18 protein-coding genes are annotated in these 19,320 nt (G+C 66.4%); 5 read left to right on the top strand and 13 right to left on the bottom strand.

Annotated elements, in window-relative coordinates; all coding sequences use genetic code 11:
* Positions 1 to 150: 150 nt before the first annotated feature.
* A complete protein-coding gene (locus tag ACFW0B_RS16425) occupies positions 151 to 1,566 on the bottom strand; it encodes an aminotransferase-like domain-containing protein (protein ID WP_449149940.1) in 1,416 nt (471 codons plus the stop codon).
* 187 nt (positions 1,567 to 1,753) lie between these two features.
* On the opposite strand from ACFW0B_RS16425, the gene ACFW0B_RS16430 reads away from it, so the two are divergent.
* Positions 1,754 to 1,987, top strand: coding sequence for a DUF1127 domain-containing protein (locus ACFW0B_RS16430; RefSeq protein WP_449149942.1), 234 nt, complete (start codon positions 1,754 to 1,756; stop codon positions 1,985 to 1,987).
* Here the strand turns inward: ACFW0B_RS16430 and ACFW0B_RS16435 are convergent.
* The 10 genes from ACFW0B_RS16435 to ACFW0B_RS16480 form a co-directional block, all read right to left on the bottom strand.
* Positions 1,984 to 2,874, bottom strand: coding sequence for a hypothetical protein (locus ACFW0B_RS16435; protein WP_449149944.1), 891 nt, complete (start codon positions 2,872 to 2,874; stop codon positions 1,984 to 1,986). The genes ACFW0B_RS16430 and ACFW0B_RS16435 overlap by 4 nt on opposite strands.
* A 113-nt stretch (positions 2,875 to 2,987) precedes the next feature.
* Positions 2,988 to 3,743, bottom strand: coding sequence for a substrate-binding periplasmic protein (locus tag ACFW0B_RS16440; RefSeq protein ID WP_449149946.1), 756 nt, complete (start codon positions 3,741 to 3,743; stop codon positions 2,988 to 2,990).
* A gap of 53 nt (positions 3,744 to 3,796) precedes the next feature.
* Positions 3,797 to 4,291 (bottom strand): YgjP-like metallopeptidase domain-containing protein, encoded by a 495-nt coding sequence (locus tag ACFW0B_RS16445; protein ID WP_449149948.1) that lies wholly within the window; start codon positions 4,289 to 4,291, stop codon positions 3,797 to 3,799.
* A gap of 202 nt (positions 4,292 to 4,493) precedes the next feature.
* Positions 4,494 to 5,558 (bottom strand): class II fructose-bisphosphate aldolase, encoded by a 1,065-nt coding sequence (fba, locus tag ACFW0B_RS16450; protein WP_449149950.1) that lies wholly within the window; start codon positions 5,556 to 5,558, stop codon positions 4,494 to 4,496.
* Positions 5,559 to 5,679: 121 nt separating this feature from the next.
* Positions 5,680 to 5,997, bottom strand: coding sequence for an MliC family protein (locus tag ACFW0B_RS16455; protein WP_449149952.1), 318 nt, complete (start codon positions 5,995 to 5,997; stop codon positions 5,680 to 5,682).
* A gap of 46 nt (positions 5,998 to 6,043) precedes the next feature.
* Complete coding sequence (locus ACFW0B_RS16460) at positions 6,044 to 6,238, bottom strand: hypothetical protein (protein WP_449149954.1); 195 nt, start codon at positions 6,236 to 6,238, stop codon at positions 6,044 to 6,046.
* 66 nt (positions 6,239 to 6,304) lie between these two features.
* Positions 6,305 to 7,465, bottom strand: coding sequence for a phosphoglycerate kinase (locus ACFW0B_RS16465; RefSeq protein ID WP_449149956.1), 1,161 nt, complete (start codon positions 7,463 to 7,465; stop codon positions 6,305 to 6,307).
* Between the two features lie 28 nt (positions 7,466 to 7,493).
* Complete coding sequence (gene epd / locus ACFW0B_RS16470) at positions 7,494 to 8,543, bottom strand: erythrose-4-phosphate dehydrogenase (RefSeq protein WP_449149958.1); 1,050 nt, start codon at positions 8,541 to 8,543, stop codon at positions 7,494 to 7,496.
* Positions 8,544 to 8,642: 99 nt separating this feature from the next.
* Positions 8,643 to 10,643: a transketolase gene (gene tkt, locus ACFW0B_RS16475; RefSeq protein WP_449149960.1), complete on the bottom strand. Its 2,001-nt coding sequence runs from the start codon at positions 10,641 to 10,643 to the stop codon at positions 8,643 to 8,645.
* 105 nt (positions 10,644 to 10,748) lie between these two features.
* Positions 10,749 to 11,882 (bottom strand): TDT family transporter, encoded by a 1,134-nt coding sequence (locus ACFW0B_RS16480; RefSeq protein WP_449149962.1) that lies wholly within the window; start codon positions 11,880 to 11,882, stop codon positions 10,749 to 10,751.
* Between the two features lie 110 nt (positions 11,883 to 11,992).
* On the opposite strand from ACFW0B_RS16480, the gene ACFW0B_RS16485 reads away from it, so the two are divergent.
* The 4 genes from ACFW0B_RS16485 (at position 11,993) to ligB (ending at position 17,050) form a co-directional block, all read left to right on the top strand.
* Positions 11,993 to 12,874 (top strand): LysR family transcriptional regulator, encoded by an 882-nt coding sequence (locus ACFW0B_RS16485; protein ID WP_449149964.1) that lies wholly within the window; start codon positions 11,993 to 11,995, stop codon positions 12,872 to 12,874.
* A 77-nt stretch (positions 12,875 to 12,951) separates the two neighbouring features.
* On the top strand, positions 12,952 to 13,953 hold the full coding sequence (locus ACFW0B_RS16490; RefSeq protein ID WP_449149966.1) for an ArsR/SmtB family transcription factor: 1,002 nt from the start codon (positions 12,952 to 12,954) through the stop codon (positions 13,951 to 13,953).
* Positions 13,954 to 13,972: 19 nt separating this feature from the next.
* On the top strand, positions 13,973 to 15,163 hold the full coding sequence (metK, locus tag ACFW0B_RS16495; RefSeq protein WP_449149968.1) for a methionine adenosyltransferase: 1,191 nt from the start codon (positions 13,973 to 13,975) through the stop codon (positions 15,161 to 15,163).
* 222 nt (positions 15,164 to 15,385) lie between these two features.
* The gene (ligB, locus tag ACFW0B_RS16500; protein ID WP_449149970.1) at positions 15,386 to 17,050 is read left to right on the top strand and encodes an NAD-dependent DNA ligase LigB; all 1,665 of its coding nucleotides are present in this window, start codon (positions 15,386 to 15,388) and stop codon (positions 17,048 to 17,050) included.
* Here the strand turns inward: ligB and ACFW0B_RS16505 are convergent.
* Together ACFW0B_RS16505 and ACFW0B_RS16510 are read right to left on the bottom strand one after the other, a co-directional pair.
* The gene (locus tag ACFW0B_RS16505; RefSeq protein WP_449149972.1) at positions 17,044 to 17,496 is read right to left on the bottom strand and encodes a c-type cytochrome; all 453 of its coding nucleotides are present in this window, start codon (positions 17,494 to 17,496) and stop codon (positions 17,044 to 17,046) included. The two genes, ligB and ACFW0B_RS16505, sit on opposite strands and share 7 nt — an antisense overlap.
* 136 nt (positions 17,497 to 17,632) lie before the next feature.
* Positions 17,633 to 19,207: a methyl-accepting chemotaxis protein gene (locus tag ACFW0B_RS16510; protein ID WP_449149974.1), complete on the bottom strand. Its 1,575-nt coding sequence runs from the start codon at positions 19,205 to 19,207 to the stop codon at positions 17,633 to 17,635.
* Between the last annotated feature and the right edge of the window lie 113 nt (positions 19,208 to 19,320).

Raw genomic sequence — 19,320 nt, forward strand, 5'->3', positions numbered from 1 at the left:
GAATTGAGCAAGATCAATAGGATGCACGGCGGCAGCAGGGAGTGGGGGTTGGTTCGTTTGGCGACTGCCAATTTACCCACTTCCCTGACTGTCAACTCGCTCTTCCCCCAGACTCCGCGAAGAACCAGAAAAAAGCGGTCTGCCCATCCTTTACTCCCCCATCAACTCCCTCACCGTCTCCCCCACGATCCGCACGGCGGCTTCGATGCTCGGGGTGGGTTTGGAGGAGTAGTTCATCCGCAGGCAGTTCCGGTACTTGCCGGAGGCGGAGAAGATGCTGCCGGCGGCGATCTGCACGCCTTTGGGCAACAGGACGCGGTTGAGCAGCAGGGTGTCGAAGTCCTCGGGCAGTTCCACCCAGAGCATGAAGCTGCCCTGGGGGCGGCTGGCGCGGGTGCCTTCGGGGAAGTAGCGCATCACCCAGTCGATCATCTGGTCGCGGCTGTGCTGGTACTGGCTGCGCATGCGCCGCAGGTGCGGCTCGTAGTGGCCCTTGCCGATGAAGTCGGCCAGCGCCAGCTGCGGCTGGGTGGCGGTGGCGCCGGTGGAGATGTACTTCATGTGCAGCACCCGGTCGAGATAGCGGCCGGGGGCGATCCAGCCGACGCGGATGCCCGGCGCCACGGTCTTGGAGAAGGAACTGCAGAGCAGCACGCGGCCGTCGGCGTCGAAGGATTTGATGGTGCGCGGGCGCGGGTAGTGGTAGGCAAGGTCGCCGTAGACGTCGTCCTCGAGGATCGGCACGTCGTAGCGCTGGGCCAGGGTGACCAGGGCGCGCTTGCGGGCCTCCGGCATGATGTAGCCGAGGGGGTTGTTGCAGTTGGGCGTGAGCTGGATCAGCTTGATCGGCCACTGCTCCAGGGCCATTTCCAGCGCCTCCAGGCTGATGCCGTTGAGCGGGTCGGTGGGCAGTTCCAGGGCCTTCATGCCGAAGCCCTTCAAGGTCTGCATGGCGCCGTGGAAGCTCGGCGAGTCCACCGCGACTATGTCCCCCGGCTCGCACGTGGAGCGGATCGCCACCGACAGCGCCTCGTGGCAGCCGGTGGTGATGACGATATCGCTGGCGGGAATCTGGCAGCCGGAGTCCAGCGCCAGGCGCGCCACCTGTTCGCGCAGGGCCTGGGTGCCGTAGATGCTGTCGTAGTAGAGGCCGCTGCCGTCCTGGCGCCGGCTGATCTGGCCGAGGCTGCGCAGCAGCGGCTTCAAGGTCGGGCTGGTGATGTCCGGCATGCCACGGCCGAGTTGCAGCACGTTGTCCTTGGCGCTGCGCTTGATCAGGTCGAGTACGTCATTCCACTGCGAGACATCCACCGGTCGCTGCGGGGCGCGGCTGACCGCCGGCAACGCCGGAGCCTGACGGCGCGGCGGCACGAAGTAGCCGGACTTCGGCCTCGGTTCGGCCAGGCCACTGTCTTCGAGGATCCGGTAGGCCTGCTGCACCGTACTCAGGCTCACGCCGTGCTCCAGGCTCAGGGCACGTACCGAAGGCAATCGGTCGCCGGGGCGGTAATAGCCCTGTTCGATGCGTTCTCCCAGGGTTTCGGCCAGCTTGATGTAGAGCTTCATGACAGTCTCCCGAATCGGAACTTATCCCCGGCAGAACCATTACAGATGGTCCTGAAACGGACGATTCAGATAGGAAATCACGCAATCTGTATGAAAAAAATATACAGATCGTGAATCTGTATTGTGATTTCGCCGACGGACATCATGGTTCCACCCCGATCCACCACAGGGCATGAGGAACGCGATGATGAACGGCATGAGCGACGTACGCCTGACTCTCCAGGCACGGGAACTGGAACAGGAGCAGCGCGCCACTGTTTCCCTCACACCGGCACGGCTGGGTGATCGCTGGAACCGTTTCTGGATGCGCCTGCACACCCGTCGCCGGCTCCTGGAGCTGGACGATCACGCCCTGAAGGACGTCGGCCTGAGCCGCCAGCAGGCGCTGGAGGAAGCCCTCAAACCGTTCTGGAAAGTCTAGGGCCAGGGTTTCCAGTCGCTGGACGACCGGTTCAGCGGCGCCTGCAACTTCGCGAATCCCGGCTGCTTCTGGAGCTTGCCCAGCGCCTCCATCAGGTGCCGGTCCACATGGGCGCCGCGCAGGTTGTCCGGCACCAGCCAGCGCACCGGATAGAGACCGAAATCCTCGGCCCGCAACTGTTCACGCAGGCCCAGGCGGTCGATTTCGTGCTCGGTCTGGTTCACAGAGAACACGTAGCCGTCGATGCGCCCGCGCAGCAGCTTTTGCAGGCTGGCCTCGATGTTGTTGCCGGAGAGGGCCGGGAACCCCAGCCAGGGGGCGTGGGCGCGATCGGTCTCGATCCGATAGGGATAGGCCAGGGCGCGCAAGGCCGGGGGTACGGTGGGCGCGGCGAGTTGTTCCTGCAATTCGTCCAGCCGCCAGCTCCGCCCCAACAGGGGCTTGAGCTGCGTCTGCTGAGCGGCGTCCATGCCGCTGGCGGCCAGTCGCTCGGCACTGAGCACATGGGCCGGGTCGAGCAACTGGGCGACGCTGAGGTCACTGCCACGCTGGGTGAACAGGCCGAAGCGCACCTGCCAGAGGCGGCCCGAGCCATAGCGCAAACCGGCCGGCAGGCGCGGCAGATTGCCAAGAAAGGGCACCTGGAATTCGCACTGGCCGTTCTGCAGCAGATGGAAGGTGCGGGCGAAGGGGGTGATCTGCAGCTCGAAGTCGATGTCCGGCAATTGCGCGTCCAACGCGCGGAGCAGATCCGGCAGGGGGCCACTGCCGTTCGCCTCGGCCAGCCCCGGCATCTCGGCCACCGCCACTCGCCACTGCTCGGCGCCCGTGACCACGTGGGCCCAGGCCAGGCACAGGCTGAGGCAGAGCAGCGGAAGTCGGCGCATGGAACCCCCGGGAGCGAGCGGTACGCCTGAGTATAGGTGCGCCCTTCAGCGCAGCAGGCTGGCCATGCTCCGCCCCAACGCCCACGGCGACTGGAGGCATTCGCGCGATCTGCTCAGGGAAGCGGCACGCCGTAAGGCTTTGCGAGTTTCGCCAGCCGACCATCGGCACGCATTTGCCGCAGCATCCGGCCAATGTCATCGCGGAGCTGGCGGTGGGCTTCGCCCCTGGGCAGGGCGAAATAGCCCACCTGGGTGTCGATGGTGGGCGTGAGGCGATGCACCTTGTCGGCGATACCCAGCACTTCGATGCACGCCCGCGAGTCCCGTTCGTTGGTGGCGGCCAGGTCGACGCGCCCTGCCATCAGCAGCTTGAACGCATGCTCCACCGAGGGCGCGACGTGATGGTCGAGCTGGCCGCGCATGGCCTCGAAGCGTTCGCCGTAGATCCAGCCGTGGATGATGGCGATGCGTTTCCCCATCAGGCTGGCCAGGGTGCCGTCCCAGCTGCTGGCCGAATCCGTGCGGGCATAGAAGACGACGCTGTCGCGGTAGAAACCGGGTTCGGCGAACTGGAAGCGACGCTCCCGCGCCGCAGTCCGGTAGGGGCCGATCAGCACGTCGGCGCGGCCCTCCTCCACCAGCTTCTGCGCGCGTGCCCAGGGGTAGAGCTCGAAGCGCACCTGATGGCCCAGCTCATCGGCGATCACGCGCAGGGCATCGACGCCCAGCCCACGTGGCTCACCGCTGCGGTCAAGGACAAAGAGTCCGGGGAAATCGGTGCCGACGGCGAGCAATTCCCGGCCATTGGCGAAGGGGACCAGGCCCAGCACCCAGAGGATGAAACAGAGGGTGCGGAAAGTCAGGCGCATGTCCGCGAGCCTCGGTCGACTGCTATTTCAGAGCCTAGCAGCCGGCACCGGGCTCAGCCCGGCAGCTCGCGCCAGGTGAGGTACACGCGCAGGTCGAATTCCAGCTGGTGGTAGCCGGGCAGCATGTGCTCGCACAGCTGATAGAACGCCTTGGTGTGGTCGCGTTCCTTCAGGTGCGCCAGCTCGTGGACCAGAATCATCCGCAGGAACTCCGGCGCAGCCTCCTTGAACAGCGAGGCGACGCGGATTTCCTTCTTCGCCTTGAGCTTGCCGCCCTGCACCCGCGAGATGGCCGTGTTGAGACCGAGGGCCTTGTGCACCACATCCAGCTTGTTGTCGTAGAGCACCTTGTCCGGGGCCGGGGCGTTGCGCAGATGCTCCTGCTTCAGGGCCATCGCGTAGCTGTACAGCGCCTTGTCGCTCTGCACGTCGTGGCGCCCCGGATACTTGCGTTCCAGGTACTCGCCGAGGCGGCCGGCGGCCATCATCTGCGCCACCTGTTCCTGAAGGTGGGCCGGGTAGCCGCGGAGGTACTTGAGACTGATCATGGCAAAGCAGATGGGAATGGAAAGCGCGACAGTCTACCCGAGCACAGCGTTGTGCGAGCACCTGCCGGACCACTAGCCGGCGACGTGGCTGCCCGCTGACTCGTCTCGCCCTACGCCAACCTGTGTTTTCCCTGCGGGTTTCCGGTGTTCCCGGATACGAAAGAGCCCCGCAATGCGGGGCTCTTCGTGAAGCACTACGGGATCAGTTGACCTTGGCGGCCAGCTCGCCCTTGGCGTAGCGCTGGAACATGCCTTCCAGGGAGATCGGCTTGATCTTGGAGGCATTGCCGGCAGTGCCGAAGGCTTCGTAGCGGGCGATGCAGATGTCGCGCATGGCTTCGATGGTCTTGGCGAAGTATTTGCGTGGGTCGAACTCGGCCTTGTTCTGCGCCAGGAAGCGACGGATGGCACCGGTGGAAGCCAGGCGCAGGTCGGTGTCGATGTTCACCTTGCGCACGCCGTGCTTGATGCCCTCGACGATTTCCTCGACCGGCACGCCGTAGGTTTCCTTAATGTCGCCGCCGAACTCGTTGATGATCGCCAGCCAGTCCTGCGGAACCGAGGAAGAACCGTGCATCACCAGGTGGGTGTTGGGGATGCGCTTGTGGATTTCCTTGATGCGGTCGATGGCGAGGATGTCGCCGGTCGGCGGCTTGGTGAACTTGTAGGCGCCGTGGCTGGTGCCGATGGCGATGGCCAGGGCGTCCACCTGAGTCTTCTTGACGAAGTCGGCGGCTTCTTCCGGATCGGTCAGCATCTGGCTGTGGTCCAGGATGCCTTCGGCGCCAACGCCGTCTTCCTCACCGGCCTGGCCGGTTTCCAGGGAACCCAGGCAGCCCAGCTCACCTTCCACGGACACGCCACAGGCGTGGGCGAAGGCAACGGTCTGCTGGGTGACGCGCACGTTGTATTCGTAGTCGGACGGGGTCTTGCCGTCTTCGCGCAGGGAGCCGTCCATCATCACCGAGGAGAAGCCCAGCTGGATGGAGCGCTGGCAGACGTCAGGGCTGGTGCCGTGGTCCTGGTGCATGCACACCGGGATGTGCGGGAATTCTTCGATGGCAGCCAGGATCAGGTGGCGCAGGAAGGGGGCGCCGGCGTATTTGCGGGCACCGGCGGAGGCCTGCACGATCACCGGGGAATCGGTCTTGTCGGCCGCTTCCATGATGGCGCGCATCTGTTCCAGGTTGTTGACGTTGAAAGCCGGTACGCCGTAGCCGAATTCGGCGGCGTGATCCAGCATCTGGCGCATGCTGATGAGTGCCATGGTGTTTCAGTCTCCCGATTGGGTGGGCTGTCAAATTGCAAAGCCTGCCGCAGGGGCAGGCCGGGTTCAAGTTCCGGTGAGGAGCGGTCATCCGCCGACGCCGGGGAAAATCAAAATCGAATCAGGGCGCCTTGCAGCCGCGACCGATCAGGTCGTCGGTCGAGGCCCAGTAGACCAGGCCCTCATCGCCCTTGGTGTGGAAGGCCAGGTTGCCGTCGCTGTAGAGCGCACCGGAGGCTGAAGCTTCCCGCTTCAGGCGGTGGACGATATCGCCGCCGCCCAGACGCAGGTCGACGCTCTCCCTGCTCGCATCGGCAAAGCGCCAGAGCACTTCGGCCTGGCTGTCGCAGATCCAGTGCGTCCAGTCATCGCTGGGCGCCTGCCGACCGGCACAACCGGCCAGCAATGCGAAGCCCGCGAGGGCGAACCATCCTTTCATCCATGTCTCCTTGGGGACGGCTCCGGCCATCCGCGCACTGCGCCAATCACGGGCAATGCTGTTGTCCTTCGTTGCGCTCAGCGGGATCGCCACTGGCCTGCGCCTCTACCCGCTGGTCGTCCTGATTGCTCGGGAGCACGATCTGAGGCGGGCTCACCACTTCGCAAGTGCTGGACGGCCTGCCGCCGGTACAACCGGCAAGTCCACCCCAGAGAATCAGCAGAATCGCAGCGTAACGCATGGCAGGTACTCCTTTTCGCGGGCCCTGTTCAAGGGACCGCGGGGCCCTGCCATGGTTTAGGCCGTTTTACTTGGCGCGCTGTTCCAGCACCTCGACGGCCGGCAGCACCTTGCCCTCGACGAACTCGAGGAAAGCACCGCCGCCAGTGGAGATGTAGGAAATCTGCTCGCCCACGCCGTACTTGTCGATCGCCGCCAGGGTGTCGCCACCACCGGCGATGGAGAAGGCCGGGCTCTCGGCGATGGCCAGGGCCAGGGCCTTGGTGCCGTTGCCGAACTGGTCGAACTCGAACACACCCACCGGACCGTTCCAGAGGATGGTGCGGGAGGACTTCAGCAGCTCGGCGAACTGGGCGGCGGTCTGCGGGCCGATGTCCAGGATCATGTCGTCGTCGGCCACGTCCGCGATGGCCTTGACGGTAGCCGCGGCGCTTTCAGCGAACTCCTTGGCAACCACCACGTCCACCGGCAGCGGCACGCTGACCTTGGCGGCGATGGCCTTGGCGGTGTCCACCAGGTCGGCTTCGTACAGGGACTTGCCCACCTTGTAGCCGGCAGCGGCGAGGAAGGTGTTGGCGATGCCGCCGCCGACGATCAGCTGGTCGCAGATCTGCGACAGCGAGTTCAGCACGTCGAGCTTGGTGGAAACCTTGGAGCCGGCAACGATGGCGGCCATCGGACGGGCCGGGTTGCCCAGGGCCTTGCCCAGGGCTTCCAGTTCGGCGGCCAGCAGGGGGCCGGCTGCGGCCACCTTGGCGAACTTGGCCACGCCGTGGGTGGAGCCCTCGGCGCGGTGGGCGGTGCCAAAGGCGTCCATCACGAAGACGTCGCACAGGGCGGCGTACTGTTGGGCCAGCTCGTCGGCGTTCTTCTTCTCGCCCTTGTTGAAGCGCACGTTCTCGAACAGCACCACCTGGCCGGGGGCAACGTCGACGCCGCCCAGGTAATCGGCCACCAGCGGAACCTCACGGCCCAGGGCCCTGGACAGGTACTCGGCCACGGGCTTGAGGCTGTTCTCTGCGGAGAACTCGCCCTCGGTGGGACGGCCCAGGTGGGAGCAGACCATTACCGCCGCGCCCTTCTCCAGTGCCAGCTTGATGGTCGGCAGGGACGCGAGGATGCGCGCATCGCTCTTCACGACGCCGTCCTTCACCGGCACGTTGAGATCCTCACGGATCAGCACGCGCTTACCCTGGAGGTCGAGGTCGGTCATTTTCAACACGGTCATGGGGTCAGTCCTTCACGGGGGCTGGTGGTTAACGAGAAGCAGCGGAAACCCGCAGATAGTGCTCTGCGGTGTCGAGCATACGGTTGGCGAACCCCCATTCGTTGTCGAACCAGGCCAGCAGGTTGACCAGGCGCGGGCCGGACACGCGGGTCTGGCTGCCGTCGACGATGGCGGAATGGGGATCGTGGTTGAAATCGCAGCTGGCGTGAGGCAGCTCGGTGTAGGCCAGCAGGCCCTTCAGCGGGCCGCTTTCGGCGGCCTCGCGAAGCACCCGGTTGATCTCGGCGGCCGAAGTGTCGCGGGCGGTCTGCAGGGTGATGTCCAGACAGGACACGTTCACCGTCGGCACGCGGATGGCCTTGGCCTGGATGCGCCCGGCCAGTTCCGGCAGCAGGCGCTCGATGCCACGGGCCAGGCCAGTGGATACCGGGATCACCGACTGGAAGGCAGAGCGGGTGCGGCGCAGGTCTTCGTGGTGGTAGGCGTCAATCACGGGCTGGTCATTCATCGCCGAGTGGATGGTGGTAATGGAGACGTACTCCAGACCCACGGACTCGTTGAGAAGTTTCAGCAGGGGCACACCACAGTTGGTGGTGCAGGACGCGTTGGAGACCAGTTTCTCGGCGCCGCTCAGGCTGTCCTGGTTGACGCCGTAGACGATGGTGGCGTCGATATCCGATTCGCTGGACATGGGCTGGGACAGGAGCACGCGGGGTGCGCCGGCGGCCAGGAAGCGCGCGGCCTGCTGGCGATGGGTGTACTGGCCGGAGCATTCCAGCACCAGGTCCACGCCCAGGGCGGCCCAGTCGATGCCTTCCGGTTCGGCACTACGCAATACCTTCACGCAGTCGCCGTTGATGTGCAGGCAATCGCCGTCCACCCGCACTTCGCCGGGGAAGCGGCCGTGGGTGGAGTCGAAGCGGGTCAGGTATTCGATGCTGGCCTGGTCGGCCAGGTCGTTCAGCGCGACGATCTCGAAGCTCGCCCCGCCACTGCGCTCATGGAGCGCGCGCAGCACGCAGCGGCCGATGCGGCCGTAGCCGTTGAGGGCGACTTTGAAGGGGCGATTGCTTGGCATGGTGCGCTCGCAGGACCGGGAGAGGTAGGAAACCCTGCAGGAGCGAGCTTGCTTACGAAGCACAAGGCTTCGCGAACAGAGCTCGCCCCTGCGAACGGGTCAGACGTCCAGCAGTTCTTCGGCGGTGGCGACGATGTTGTCGACGGTGAAGCCGAAGTGCTCGAACAGCGCGGCGGCCGGGGCGGACTCACCGAAGCTGGTCATGCCGATCACGCGGCCTTCCAGGCCGACGTACTTGTACCAGAAGTCGGTATGGGCAGCCTCGATGGCGATGCGCGCGCCAACCTGAACCGGCAGCACGGCCTGCTTGTAGGCGGCGTCTTGCTGGTCGAACTGGCTGGTGGACGGCATCGACACCACGCGAACCTTGCGGCCGGCGGCGGTCAGCACGTCATAGGCCTGGACGGCCAGGCCCACTTCGGAGCCGGTGGCGATCAGGATCAGCTCGGGCTCCCCAATGCTGTCCTTCAGCACGTAACCGCCACGGGCGATGTTCGCCACCTGGGCGGCGTCGCGCGGCTGGTGGGGCAGGTTCTGGCGGGAGAAGATCAGCGCGCTCGGGCCGTCGTTGCGCTCGATGGCGGATTTCCAGGCCACGGCGGATTCCACCGCGTCAGCCGGACGCCAGGTGTTCAGGTTCGGGGTGCAGCGCAGGCTGGCCAGCTGCTCGACCGGCTGGTGGGTCGGGCCGTCTTCACCCAGGCCGATGGAGTCGTGGGTGTAGACGAAGAGCACGCGCTGCTTCATCAGGGCGGCCATGCGCACGGCGTTGCAGGCGTATTCCATGAACACCAGGAAGGTGGCGCCGTAGGGAATGAAGCCGCCATGCAGGGCGATGCCGTTCATGATGGCGCTCATGCCGAACTCGCGAACGCCGTAGTAGAGGTAGTTGCCGGAAGCATCCTCTGCGGACACGCCCTTGCAGCCCTTCCACAGGGTCAGGTTGGAGCCGGCCAGGTCGGCCGAGCCGCCGAGGAACTCCGGCAGCAGCGGGCCGAAGGCGTTCAGGGCGTTCTGGCTGGCCTTGCGGCTGGCGATGGTTTCGCCCTTGGCGGCGACTTCAGCGATGTAGGCATCGGCCTTGGCGGAGAAGTCGGCCGGCAGCTGGCCCTTGATGCGGCGCTGGAACTCGGCGGCCAGTTCCGGATAGGCGGCGGCGTAGGCGGCGAAGCGCTCGTTCCACTCGGCCTCGCGGGCGGCGCCGGCAGCCTTGGCATCCCACTCGGCGTAGATCTCGGCCGGAACTTCGAAGGGCGCATGGTTCCAGCCCAGGGCAGCGCGGGTCAGGGCGATCTCGTCATTGCCCAGGGGCGCGCCGTGGCACTCTTCCTTGCCCTGCTTGTTCGGCGAACCGAAGCCGATCACGGTCTTGCAGCAGATCAGGGTCGGACGGTCGCTGGACTTGCGCGCGGTCTCGATGGCGGTCTTGATCTCTTCGGCGTCATGGCCGTCGACATTGCGGATCACCTGCCAGCCATAGGCCTCGAAGCGCTTCGGCGTGTCGTCGGTGAACCAGCCGTGGACTTCGCCGTCGATGGAAATGCCGTTGTCGTCGTAGAAGGCGATCAGCTTGTTCAGGCCCAGGGTGCCGGCCAGGGCGCAGACTTCATGGGAAATGCCTTCCATCATGCAGCCATCGCCGAGGAACACGTAGGTGTTGTGGTCGACGATGGTGTGGCCTTCACGGTTGAACTGGGCGGCCAGGGTCTTTTCGGCGATGGCGAAGCCAACGGCGTTGGCGATGCCCTGGCCCAGCGGACCGGTGGTGGTCTCGACGCCGGCGGTGTAGCCATATTCCGGGTGGCCCGGGGTGCGGCTGCCGAGCTGGCGGAAGTTCTTCAGGTCTTCGATGCCGAGGTCATAGCCGGTGAGGTGCAGCAGCGAGTAGTTCAGCATCGAGCCGTGGCCGTTGGACAGCACGAAGCGGTCACGGTTGGGCCATTTGGGGTTGTTCGGGTTGTGCTGCAGGTAATCCCGCCAGAGCACTTCGGCGATATCGGCCATTCCCATGGGGGCGCCGGGGTGGCCGCTGTTGGCTTTCTGCACCGCATCCATGCTCAGGGCACGAATGGCATTGGCACGCTCACGACGGCTGGGCATCGCTTATCTCCTGCAGGTCTGAATAGACGGCTAATCGAAAAAAGGCCGCTATTTTCGCCCAGCCGGCAGGTCGCGGGCAATCACAGATGGTCGCAGTTTCACCGCTCAGGTGCGGGAAAGCCTTGCGGCAGCCGCAAGACAGGGCGCCTGGAACAGTTCACCATGCCAGAGTCCGGCCAGCGTGCGGGCCATCACCTGCAGCCAGATCAGCGCCAGCCCGAGGGCCAGGGCCACCCCCACGGGAGCGAAAACGGCGATGCCGGTGCGCTGCTGCAGCTCGAAGGTGGCCAGGGTGAAGACCGCCAGCGGGAAGGTGAAGCCCCACCAGCCGAGGTTGAAGCGCATGTCCTGGCGCAGATGGCTGCGGGTGCACAGCAGCGCCATCACCAGCCACCAGAACGCCGCGCCCCAGAGCAGCAGGCTGCCGATCAGGCCGACATCGCGGGCCAGCTCCGCCACACCGGCCAGGGCCGTACCGGCGAAGGCCGCGGGCATCGCCTTGCCCAGGCTCAGCAGGCCCAGGCAACCGGTGGCCAGCGGGCCGACCGGCAACCAGCTGGTGGCGGCGAACTCGCTGCCCGGCAGCTTGTGCAGGGCCAGGCGCAGCAGCACCAGGGTGATCAGGGAGAACGCCAGGCTCAGGGACACGCCCCAGAGCAGATAGCCCGTCACCAGCATCAGCCGCGCGGCTTGCGGTTCCAGGTGCGGCGCCAGCACGCCGGCCGCGGCCGCTGCCACCTCGGGTGCGACGATGGGCAGCAGCCAGACCGCGGTGAGCTTTTCCAGTGCGTGATCCTGGCGGGTGAACATCAGATAGGGCACCAGCAGGGCCACGCCCAGCGCCAGCGCCACGTCCAGCCACCAGAGCCCATGGGCCAGGGCGAGCATGCCTTCGCCCCAGTGCGGCACGCCGAACAGCACCAGGCCGTTGATCAGGGTGGCCAGCCCCATGGGAATGGCGCCGAGGAACATCGACTGCACCGGGTGCAGCAGCATCGGCCGCAGGGTGTCGCGGAACATCAGGATGCGCGCGATGAACAGCAGGGCGAAACCGGCGAAGAGGACGGCATTGAACAGCCAGAAGACTTCGCCCAGGCGCCGCTCCAGCGCCCCGCCCCAGGGCAGCGCCGCGATCACCAGTGCCAGCGCGCCGGTGCCCATGGTCACGGCGAACCAGTTGGGTGTGAACTGGCGGACGAAGGCGAGGGGTTCGGCAAGGCGGGTAAAGGGGCGAGGCATATCGAAGGCTCCGGTCGGGTGGTCCCGTGACGGGAAGAACGGAGCCAGCCTAGGCAAGGCTGTGCTATATGAAAAATACATATTCAGCATCATTGGCATGCCTTACGTTTATGAATCTGCATCACCTCAAGGTCTTTCTCGCCGTCGCCGAGAGCGGCAGCATCAGCAACGGCGCCGCCCGCCTGTTCATCAGCCAGCCGGCCGTCACCCGGGAAATCCGCGACCTGGAAGCCAGCATCGGCCTGCCCTTGTTCAACCGCCAGCCACGCGGGGTCAGCCTGACCGAGGGCGGCGAACGCCTGCTGCAGTACGCCCAGCGCATCTTCGCCCTGGAGGCCGCCGCCGAACGCGACCTGCGCGGCTTCGCCAGCCTGGAGGACGGCGAACTGCGCCTCGGCGCCAGCGCAACCCTGGGCAGCTACCTGCTGCCGGAACTGATCGAGCGCTTCCACCAGCTGCATCCCGCCATGACGTTGGACCTGGCTGTCAGCAACACCCGCGGGGTGGCCGCGCAACTGGAGGACGGGCGCATCAGCCTGGGCTTCGTCGAAGGCGCCTTCGATAACCAGGCCTTCGCCAGCCTCCTGCTGGACCGCGACCGACTGCTGCCGGTGGTCGGCCCCGGGCACCCGCTGACCGGGCGCGGAGAACTCGGTGCCCGCGACCTCGCAGGGCAGGACCACTACCTGCGCGAACAGGGTTCGGCCACCCGCGCCAGCGTCGAGCAGGCCTATCGCGAACGGGGCATCGAGTTGCGCGTACGTATGTCCATCGGCAGCACCGAAGCACTCAAGCGCCTGGTTCAGGATGGCCGCGGCATCGCCTGGCTGTCGCCGCACATGGTCCGCGAGGAACTGGCCAGCGGGCGCCTGGCGAGCCTGGAGGTGCGCGATCTGACCATCGAACGCGAGTTCCACGCCCTCTGGCGTCCCGGCCAGAGCCTGAGCCCGGCGCCGGCCGCCTTCCTCGAACTGGCGCGAAAACCCGGCTGACCGTCGATCACCCAATATCAAAACTTTTTGATATTGGCATTGCAGCACCGGAAAGCGGGGGCTAAACTGCGCGCCCTATGAGCCTGCGCGTACCCCAGATCCGTCATGACGACAGCGACGAGCTGGCCGCCCTGTGCAAGGCTGGCGGCGACCCGCTGCGTCTGAACGTGCTGCGGGTGCTGGCCAACGATTCCTTCGGCGTGCTGGAACTGGCGCAGATCTTCGCCACCGGCCAGTCGGGCATGAGTCACCACCTCAAGGTGCTGGCCCAGGCGAACCTGGTGGCCACCCGCCGCGAAGGCAACGCGATCTTCTACCGCCGCGCCCTGGCGCAGAACGAGCGGGTCGGCGGCATGCTGCACGCGGCCCTGCTGGCCGAGGTGGACGAACTGGAACTGCCGGCCGAGATCGCCGGGCGCATCGCCGAGGTGCACGCCCAGCGTGAAGCGATCAGCCGCGACTTCTTCGCCCGTGCGGCGGAAAAATTCCAGGCCCAGCAGGACCTGATCGCAGGACTGCCGCAATACCGCGACAGTGTGCTGGCATTGCTTGATGCGCTGGGTTTCGAACCCGGCGCCACCGCGCTGGAAGTCGGCCCCGGCGACGGTGGATTCCTGCCGGACCTGGCACGGCGCTTCAGCCGGGTCACGGCGCTGGACAACAGCCCGGCGATGCTGGAGCTGGCACGGATGCGCTGTAACGAAGAGGGTCTCGGCAATGTCGAATTGCGACTGACCGATGCCCTGAATGACGAGCAGGCCGCCGCCGACTGCGTGGTGCTGAACATGGTCCTGCACCATTTCGCGGCGCCGGCCGATGCGATGAAACAATTGGCCCAGCGGGTGCAGCCAGGCGGCGCGCTGCTGGTGACCGAGTTGTGCAGCCACAACCAGAGTTGGGCCAGGGAGGCCTGCGGCGATCTATGGTTGGGCTTCGAACAGGACGACCTGGCCCGTTGGGCCAATGCCGCGGGGCTCACGCCCGGCGAGAGCCTCTACATTGGCTTGCGAAACGGCTTTCAGATTCAGGTAAGGCACTTCGCCAAACCGGATTCACGAAGCGAACTCACCCACCGGTAACGAATAGGAAAACCGATAGATGAGCGAATACTCCCTGTTTACCTCCGAATCCGTGTCCGAAGGCCATCCGGACAAGATCGCCGACCAGATTTCCGATGCCGTCCTCGACGCCATCATCGCCCAGGACAAGCACGCCCGCGTTGCCTGCGAAACCCTGGTCAAGACCGGCGTTGCGATCATCGCCGGTGAAGTCACCACCTCCGCCTGGGTCGACCTGGAAGAGCTGGTGCGCAAGGTCATCATCGACATCGGCTACGACAGCTCCGACGTCGGCTTCGACGGCGCCACCTGCGGCATCCTGAACATCATTGGCAAGCAGTCCCCGGACATCAACCAGGGCGTCGACCGCGCCAAGCCGGAAGACCAGGGCGCCGGTGACCAGGGCCTGATGTTCGGCTACGCCAGCAACGAAACCGACGTGCTGATGCCGGCCCCGATCTGCTTCTCCCACCGTCTGGTGGAGCGCCAGGCCGAAGCCCGCAAGTCCGGCCTGCTGCCGTGGCTGCGTCCGGACGCGAAGAGCCAGGTCACCTGCCGCTACGAGAACGGCAAGGTGGTCGGCATCGACGCCATCGTGCTGTCCACCCAGCACAACCCGGACGTGAAGTACTCCGACCTGCGCGAAGGCGTGATGGAGCTGATCGTCAAGCACGTGCTGCCGGCCGAACTGCTGCACAAGGACACCCAGTTCCACATCAACCCGACCGGCAACTTCGTGATCGGCGGCCCGGTGGGCGACTGCGGCCTGACCGGCCGCAAGATCATCGTCGACTCCTACGGCGGCATGGCCCGTCACGGTGGTGGCGCCTTCTCCGGCAAGGACCCGTCCAAGGTTGACCGTTCCGCTGCCTACGCCGGCCGCTACGTCGCCAAGAACATCGTTGCCGCCGGCCTGGCCGAGCGCTGCGAGATCCAAGTGTCCTACGCCATCGGCGTGGCCCTGCCGACCTCCATCTCGATCAACACCTTCGGCACCGGCAAGATCAGCGACGAGAAGATCGTCCAGCTGGTCCGCGAGCACTTCGACCTGCGTCCGTACGCGATCACCACCATGCTCGACCTGCTGCACCCGATGTACCAGCCGACCGCGGCCTACGGCCACTTCGGCCGCAATCCCTTTGAAATGACCTACGGTGACGACACCTTCACCGCATTCACCTGGGAAAGGACCGACAAGGCCGAAGCCCTGCGCATTGCCGCCGGCCTCTAAGCCTCGACCGTTCAGCAGGAAGCCCCGCCACGTGCGGGGCTTCTTGCTTCTGGGGGCGATGCCCGGCAGGGTTTCGTACCTCTACCCAACCTGCAGAGATACGAAGCCTTCCTCGGCGATCCCTCCACACTTGTCGCGGCCTGGACCCACAGGGGATTCAGCGCCCGCCGATGCGCCCGCTTCCTAGACTGGCCGCCTCCCCCACGAGCACGGAGGCTCGCCATGAAAACCTGGATGTCCCTGCCCTTCCTCCTGCCCTGCCTCGCGCTGGCAAATGCCTGTCCGGACTGGCCGGCCGCCCGCGCCAGCGCCGAACTCTCGGCCCTCGACCAGCGCATCGCCGTTTGGGACCGCGCCTACCACCGCGAAGGCCGCTCGATGGTGGACGACGAACTCTACGACCAGGCCCGCGCCCGTCTTGCGCGCCTGAACCAGTGCTTCCCCACTGTCGCATTGCCGCTTCGCGATCCTCTGGCCGCCAGTGACGGCAAGGTCCGTCACCCGGTCCCCCAGACCGGCCTGGACAAGCTGCGGGACCTCGACGACCTGCGCCGCTGGCTGGGTCAGCGCCGCGACCTCTGGGTCCAGCCCAAGGTAGATGGCGTGGCCGTCACCCTGGTTTACCGCCAGGACCGGCTGGTGCAGGCCATCAGCCGCGGCGACGGCAGCCACGGCCAGGACTGGACCGCCCAGGCCCGGCGCATCCCGGCGATTCCCACGCACCGGCCCGGCATCGGCGACGGCGTGCTGCAAGGCGAGCTCTACTGGCGACTGGACGGCCACGTACAGGCCGAACGGGGCGGCCAGGGTGCACGCGGCAAAGTGGCCGGGCTGCTCAATCGGCGCACGCTGGCCGAGCAGGATGCCGCCGGCATCGGCCTCTTCGTCTGGGACTGGCCGGACGGCCCGGCACAGATGCAAGAGCGCCTGCACGGCCTGCAGGCCATGGGCTTTGCCGACGCCAGCGCACTCACCCAGCCCGTCGCCGGCGCAGACGACATCGCCACCTGGCGCGAACGCTGGTACCGCTCGCCGCTGCCGTTCGCCAGCGACGGCATCGTGATTCGCCAGGGCGCGCGGCCTGCGGCCCGGCAGTGGAAGCCGCAACCACCGAACTGGGCCGTGGCGTGGAAGTACCCGTTCGGCAAAGCCCTGGCGGAGGTGCGCTCGGTAGAGTTCAAGGTGGGACGCACCGGCCGCGTCACGCCCCTGCTCAAGCTGAAACCGGTCGAACTCGATGGCCGACGCATCCAGCGCGTCGGCCTCGGCTCCCTGAAACGCTGGAGGGAACTGGATATCCGTCCCGGCGATCAGGTCGCCATCGCCCTGGCCGGACTGACCATTCCGCAGCTGGATTCCGTGGTACTGCGTGCCACCTCGCGCCCGCCGGTGGAAGCGCCGGAGCCCGGCCGCTATCACGCCCTCAGCTGCTTTCGTGCGGAGCCCGGCTGCCGCGAGCAGTTCCTCTCGCGCCTTGAGTGGCTGGGCGGTCCCAAGGGCCTAGGCCTGAACGGGCTGGGGCGCGGAACCTGGGCGCGCCTGGAGCTGGATGGACTGTTGGACTGGCTTGATCTGGATGTCGCTGCACTGGAGTCCAGGCCGGGCATCGGCACGACTCGCGCGGCTTCGCTGGCACAGGTTTTCCAGGAGGCCCGGAGTCGGCCTTTCGGGCAATGGCTGAGGGCCCTGGGATTACCGCCGTCCACGAAACCGGAAGGGGACTGGACAACGCTGGCGGGCAGGACGCCAGCGCAATGGCAGCGGCAGGCGGGAATCGGGCCGGGCAAGGCGCGGCAACTGGCGGAGTTCTTCCAGCATCCCGAGGTACGAATGCTGGCCGAACAGCTTGAAGCGGCCGGGGTGGACGGATTTTCCGCGCTTCAGTAGGCGCGGAACTCCTTGTGGCAGGCTTCGCAGTTGTCTTCCACCTTCTGCACCAGCGGCGCGATGCCCTGGGCGGTGAACGGACCGGCCTGGGCGGCGCTGGCGAGCTGGCCGGTACTGGCTTCGAGTTCGCGCACCAGTTCCTTGAAGCGCTCCTGGCGCTGCCAGACCTCATCGCGGGCGGCGCTGTCGGCGTCGCCTTCCGGAGCCTGTGGGAAGTGCTGCCAGGGCTGGCGGGAAAGCTCATCGAGCCTGGTGGCGCCGGTGGCGAAGCGCTGCTCGTCGAAATTGACGCGGCCACGCAGCATGCCGCCGAGGTCTTCGCTGGTGCGCAGCATTTCCTTGAAGATCGCCTGGCGCTTGCCCAGCGGCGAATTGGGGTCCACGCCACCGCAGGCGGCAAGGCTCAGGCAAACGGCAGCAAGGATGAAAATCTTATTGGCATTCATCGGCAGGATCACGGGTCGGACTTGAGGCGGGCGACAGGGTACTCCCAGCCGCCCGGCAATTGCCAAGCCAGGCGACAGTTTGTCGCACCGCCCATGCCGTGCAGCGCGGAAATCCGACGAACCGGGCACACCGGCCTCAGGTGCGGAACTGGTCCAGATGGCCGTTGAGTTCCAGCACCTCTCCCCGGATCCGCTCGCTGGCCTGCATCACGCTGCAGGCGTCATCCCGGCTGCGCTCGGCCAGGCTGGAGATTTCCGTCACCCGCTGGTCTATGTCCTGGGCCACTTGGCTCTGCTGTTCGGCGGCGGTGGCGATCTGGGTGTTCATGGCACTGATGTTGTCCACCGCAACCACGATGCTGCCGAGCACTTCGCTGGCTTGCTCGATGTGATCGAGGTTTTCCCGCACCAGCCGGTTGCTGTCCTGCAAGGCGGCAACGGCCTGCTGGGCACCGCCCTGAAGGCGCTGGATCATCGCCTGGATCTCGCCGGTGGATTGCTGGGTACGGCTGGCCAGCGTGCGCACCTCATCGGCCACCACGGCGAATCCGCGACCGGCCTCGCCGGCACGGGCGGCCTCGATGGCGGCATTGAGCGCCAGCAGGTTGGTCTGCTCGGCGATGCCGGTGATGACTTCCAGCACCTTGCCCACGCCTTCGGTCTCATTGCGCAGGAGGTTCATCTGCCCGGCGCTAGCCGCCATCTGCTCCGATAGCTCGCCGATCAGCTCGGCACTGCGTTGCACGGCCCGCTGGCCGGACTTGGCGCAGCTATCGGCATTGCGCGCCGACTCGGCGGCATGGGCGGCGTGGCGGGCCACCTCGGCCACGGTGGCGCTCATCTCGTTCATCGCGGTGGCGACCTGGTCGAGGTTCTCGTGCTGCAGGCGCACCCCGTCATTGGCCGCATGGGCGGCGGCGACCACGGTTTCCACGTGCTGGCGGGTATGGCCGCCGGTCTCCTTGACCTGGCCCAGCAGTCCGCGCACCTGCTCGCGCATGCGGTTGTAGCCGGCGACGATCCGGCCGATTTCGTTGTCCTGGCGCCTGTTCTCCAGAGGCTGGGTGAAGTCACCCTGCCCCACGCGGGTCAGCGCCGCCTCCAGCCCGGTCAGGCGCTGGATCAACGGCCGCAGGCCGAATTGCCGCCCCAGCACCACCAGCAGGAGGAGGCCGATCACACAGGCGAAGGCCAGCCACATCTGCCGGCGCTGCGAGCTTTCCGCATGGGCCGCCATCAGCCCGACCGCCTTGTTCATTTCCTTCAGCAGTTCGAGCGAGGCGCCTTCCAGAGCTGCGAGGTCACTGTCCGGACGCTCCAGCTGCGGTCGGAAATCCGCCCAGAGCCGGCCCACCAGGCGCATTTGCTCTGCCACCGCCGGGACCTGGATAGCGCTGATGTTGCGCGCCGGGTTCCCGCTCAGCAGGTCGCGATGGGCCTGGTCGAACTGGGCAATGGTGGCGTCCAGGGTAGAGCGGGCAATGGCGCCCTGGCGCAGCAGCAGCGCCTCCTTGGTCATCTTCTGGCTGAGCATGCGCTGGGCACCGGCGACGTTGATGGTCTCCGGCGACACCGACATGCTCAGGTAGAGCGCCACCGAGGCGGTAACCGCCAGCAGGAACATCAGCGCGTAGGAAAAGAGAAATTGCTGGTTTAGGGTACGCAGCCCCACGCAACGGAGCAGCGAATCGAAAGCGGATGTGGCGGACATGGGTGCCTCCTTGCCGGGCCTGCCCCGGAACTTCAGTCAGGGCTGGCGGCTGCACAGCAAGAAGGCGGCCAACATCGGCCTAGAGCGCCTGGCCGGCGGCGACAAGCGTGAAG

Origin of the sequence: Metapseudomonas phytobenefica, from assembly GCF_043392685.1 — a bacterium.
Lineage (GTDB): Bacteria > Pseudomonadota > Gammaproteobacteria > Pseudomonadales > Pseudomonadaceae > Metapseudomonas.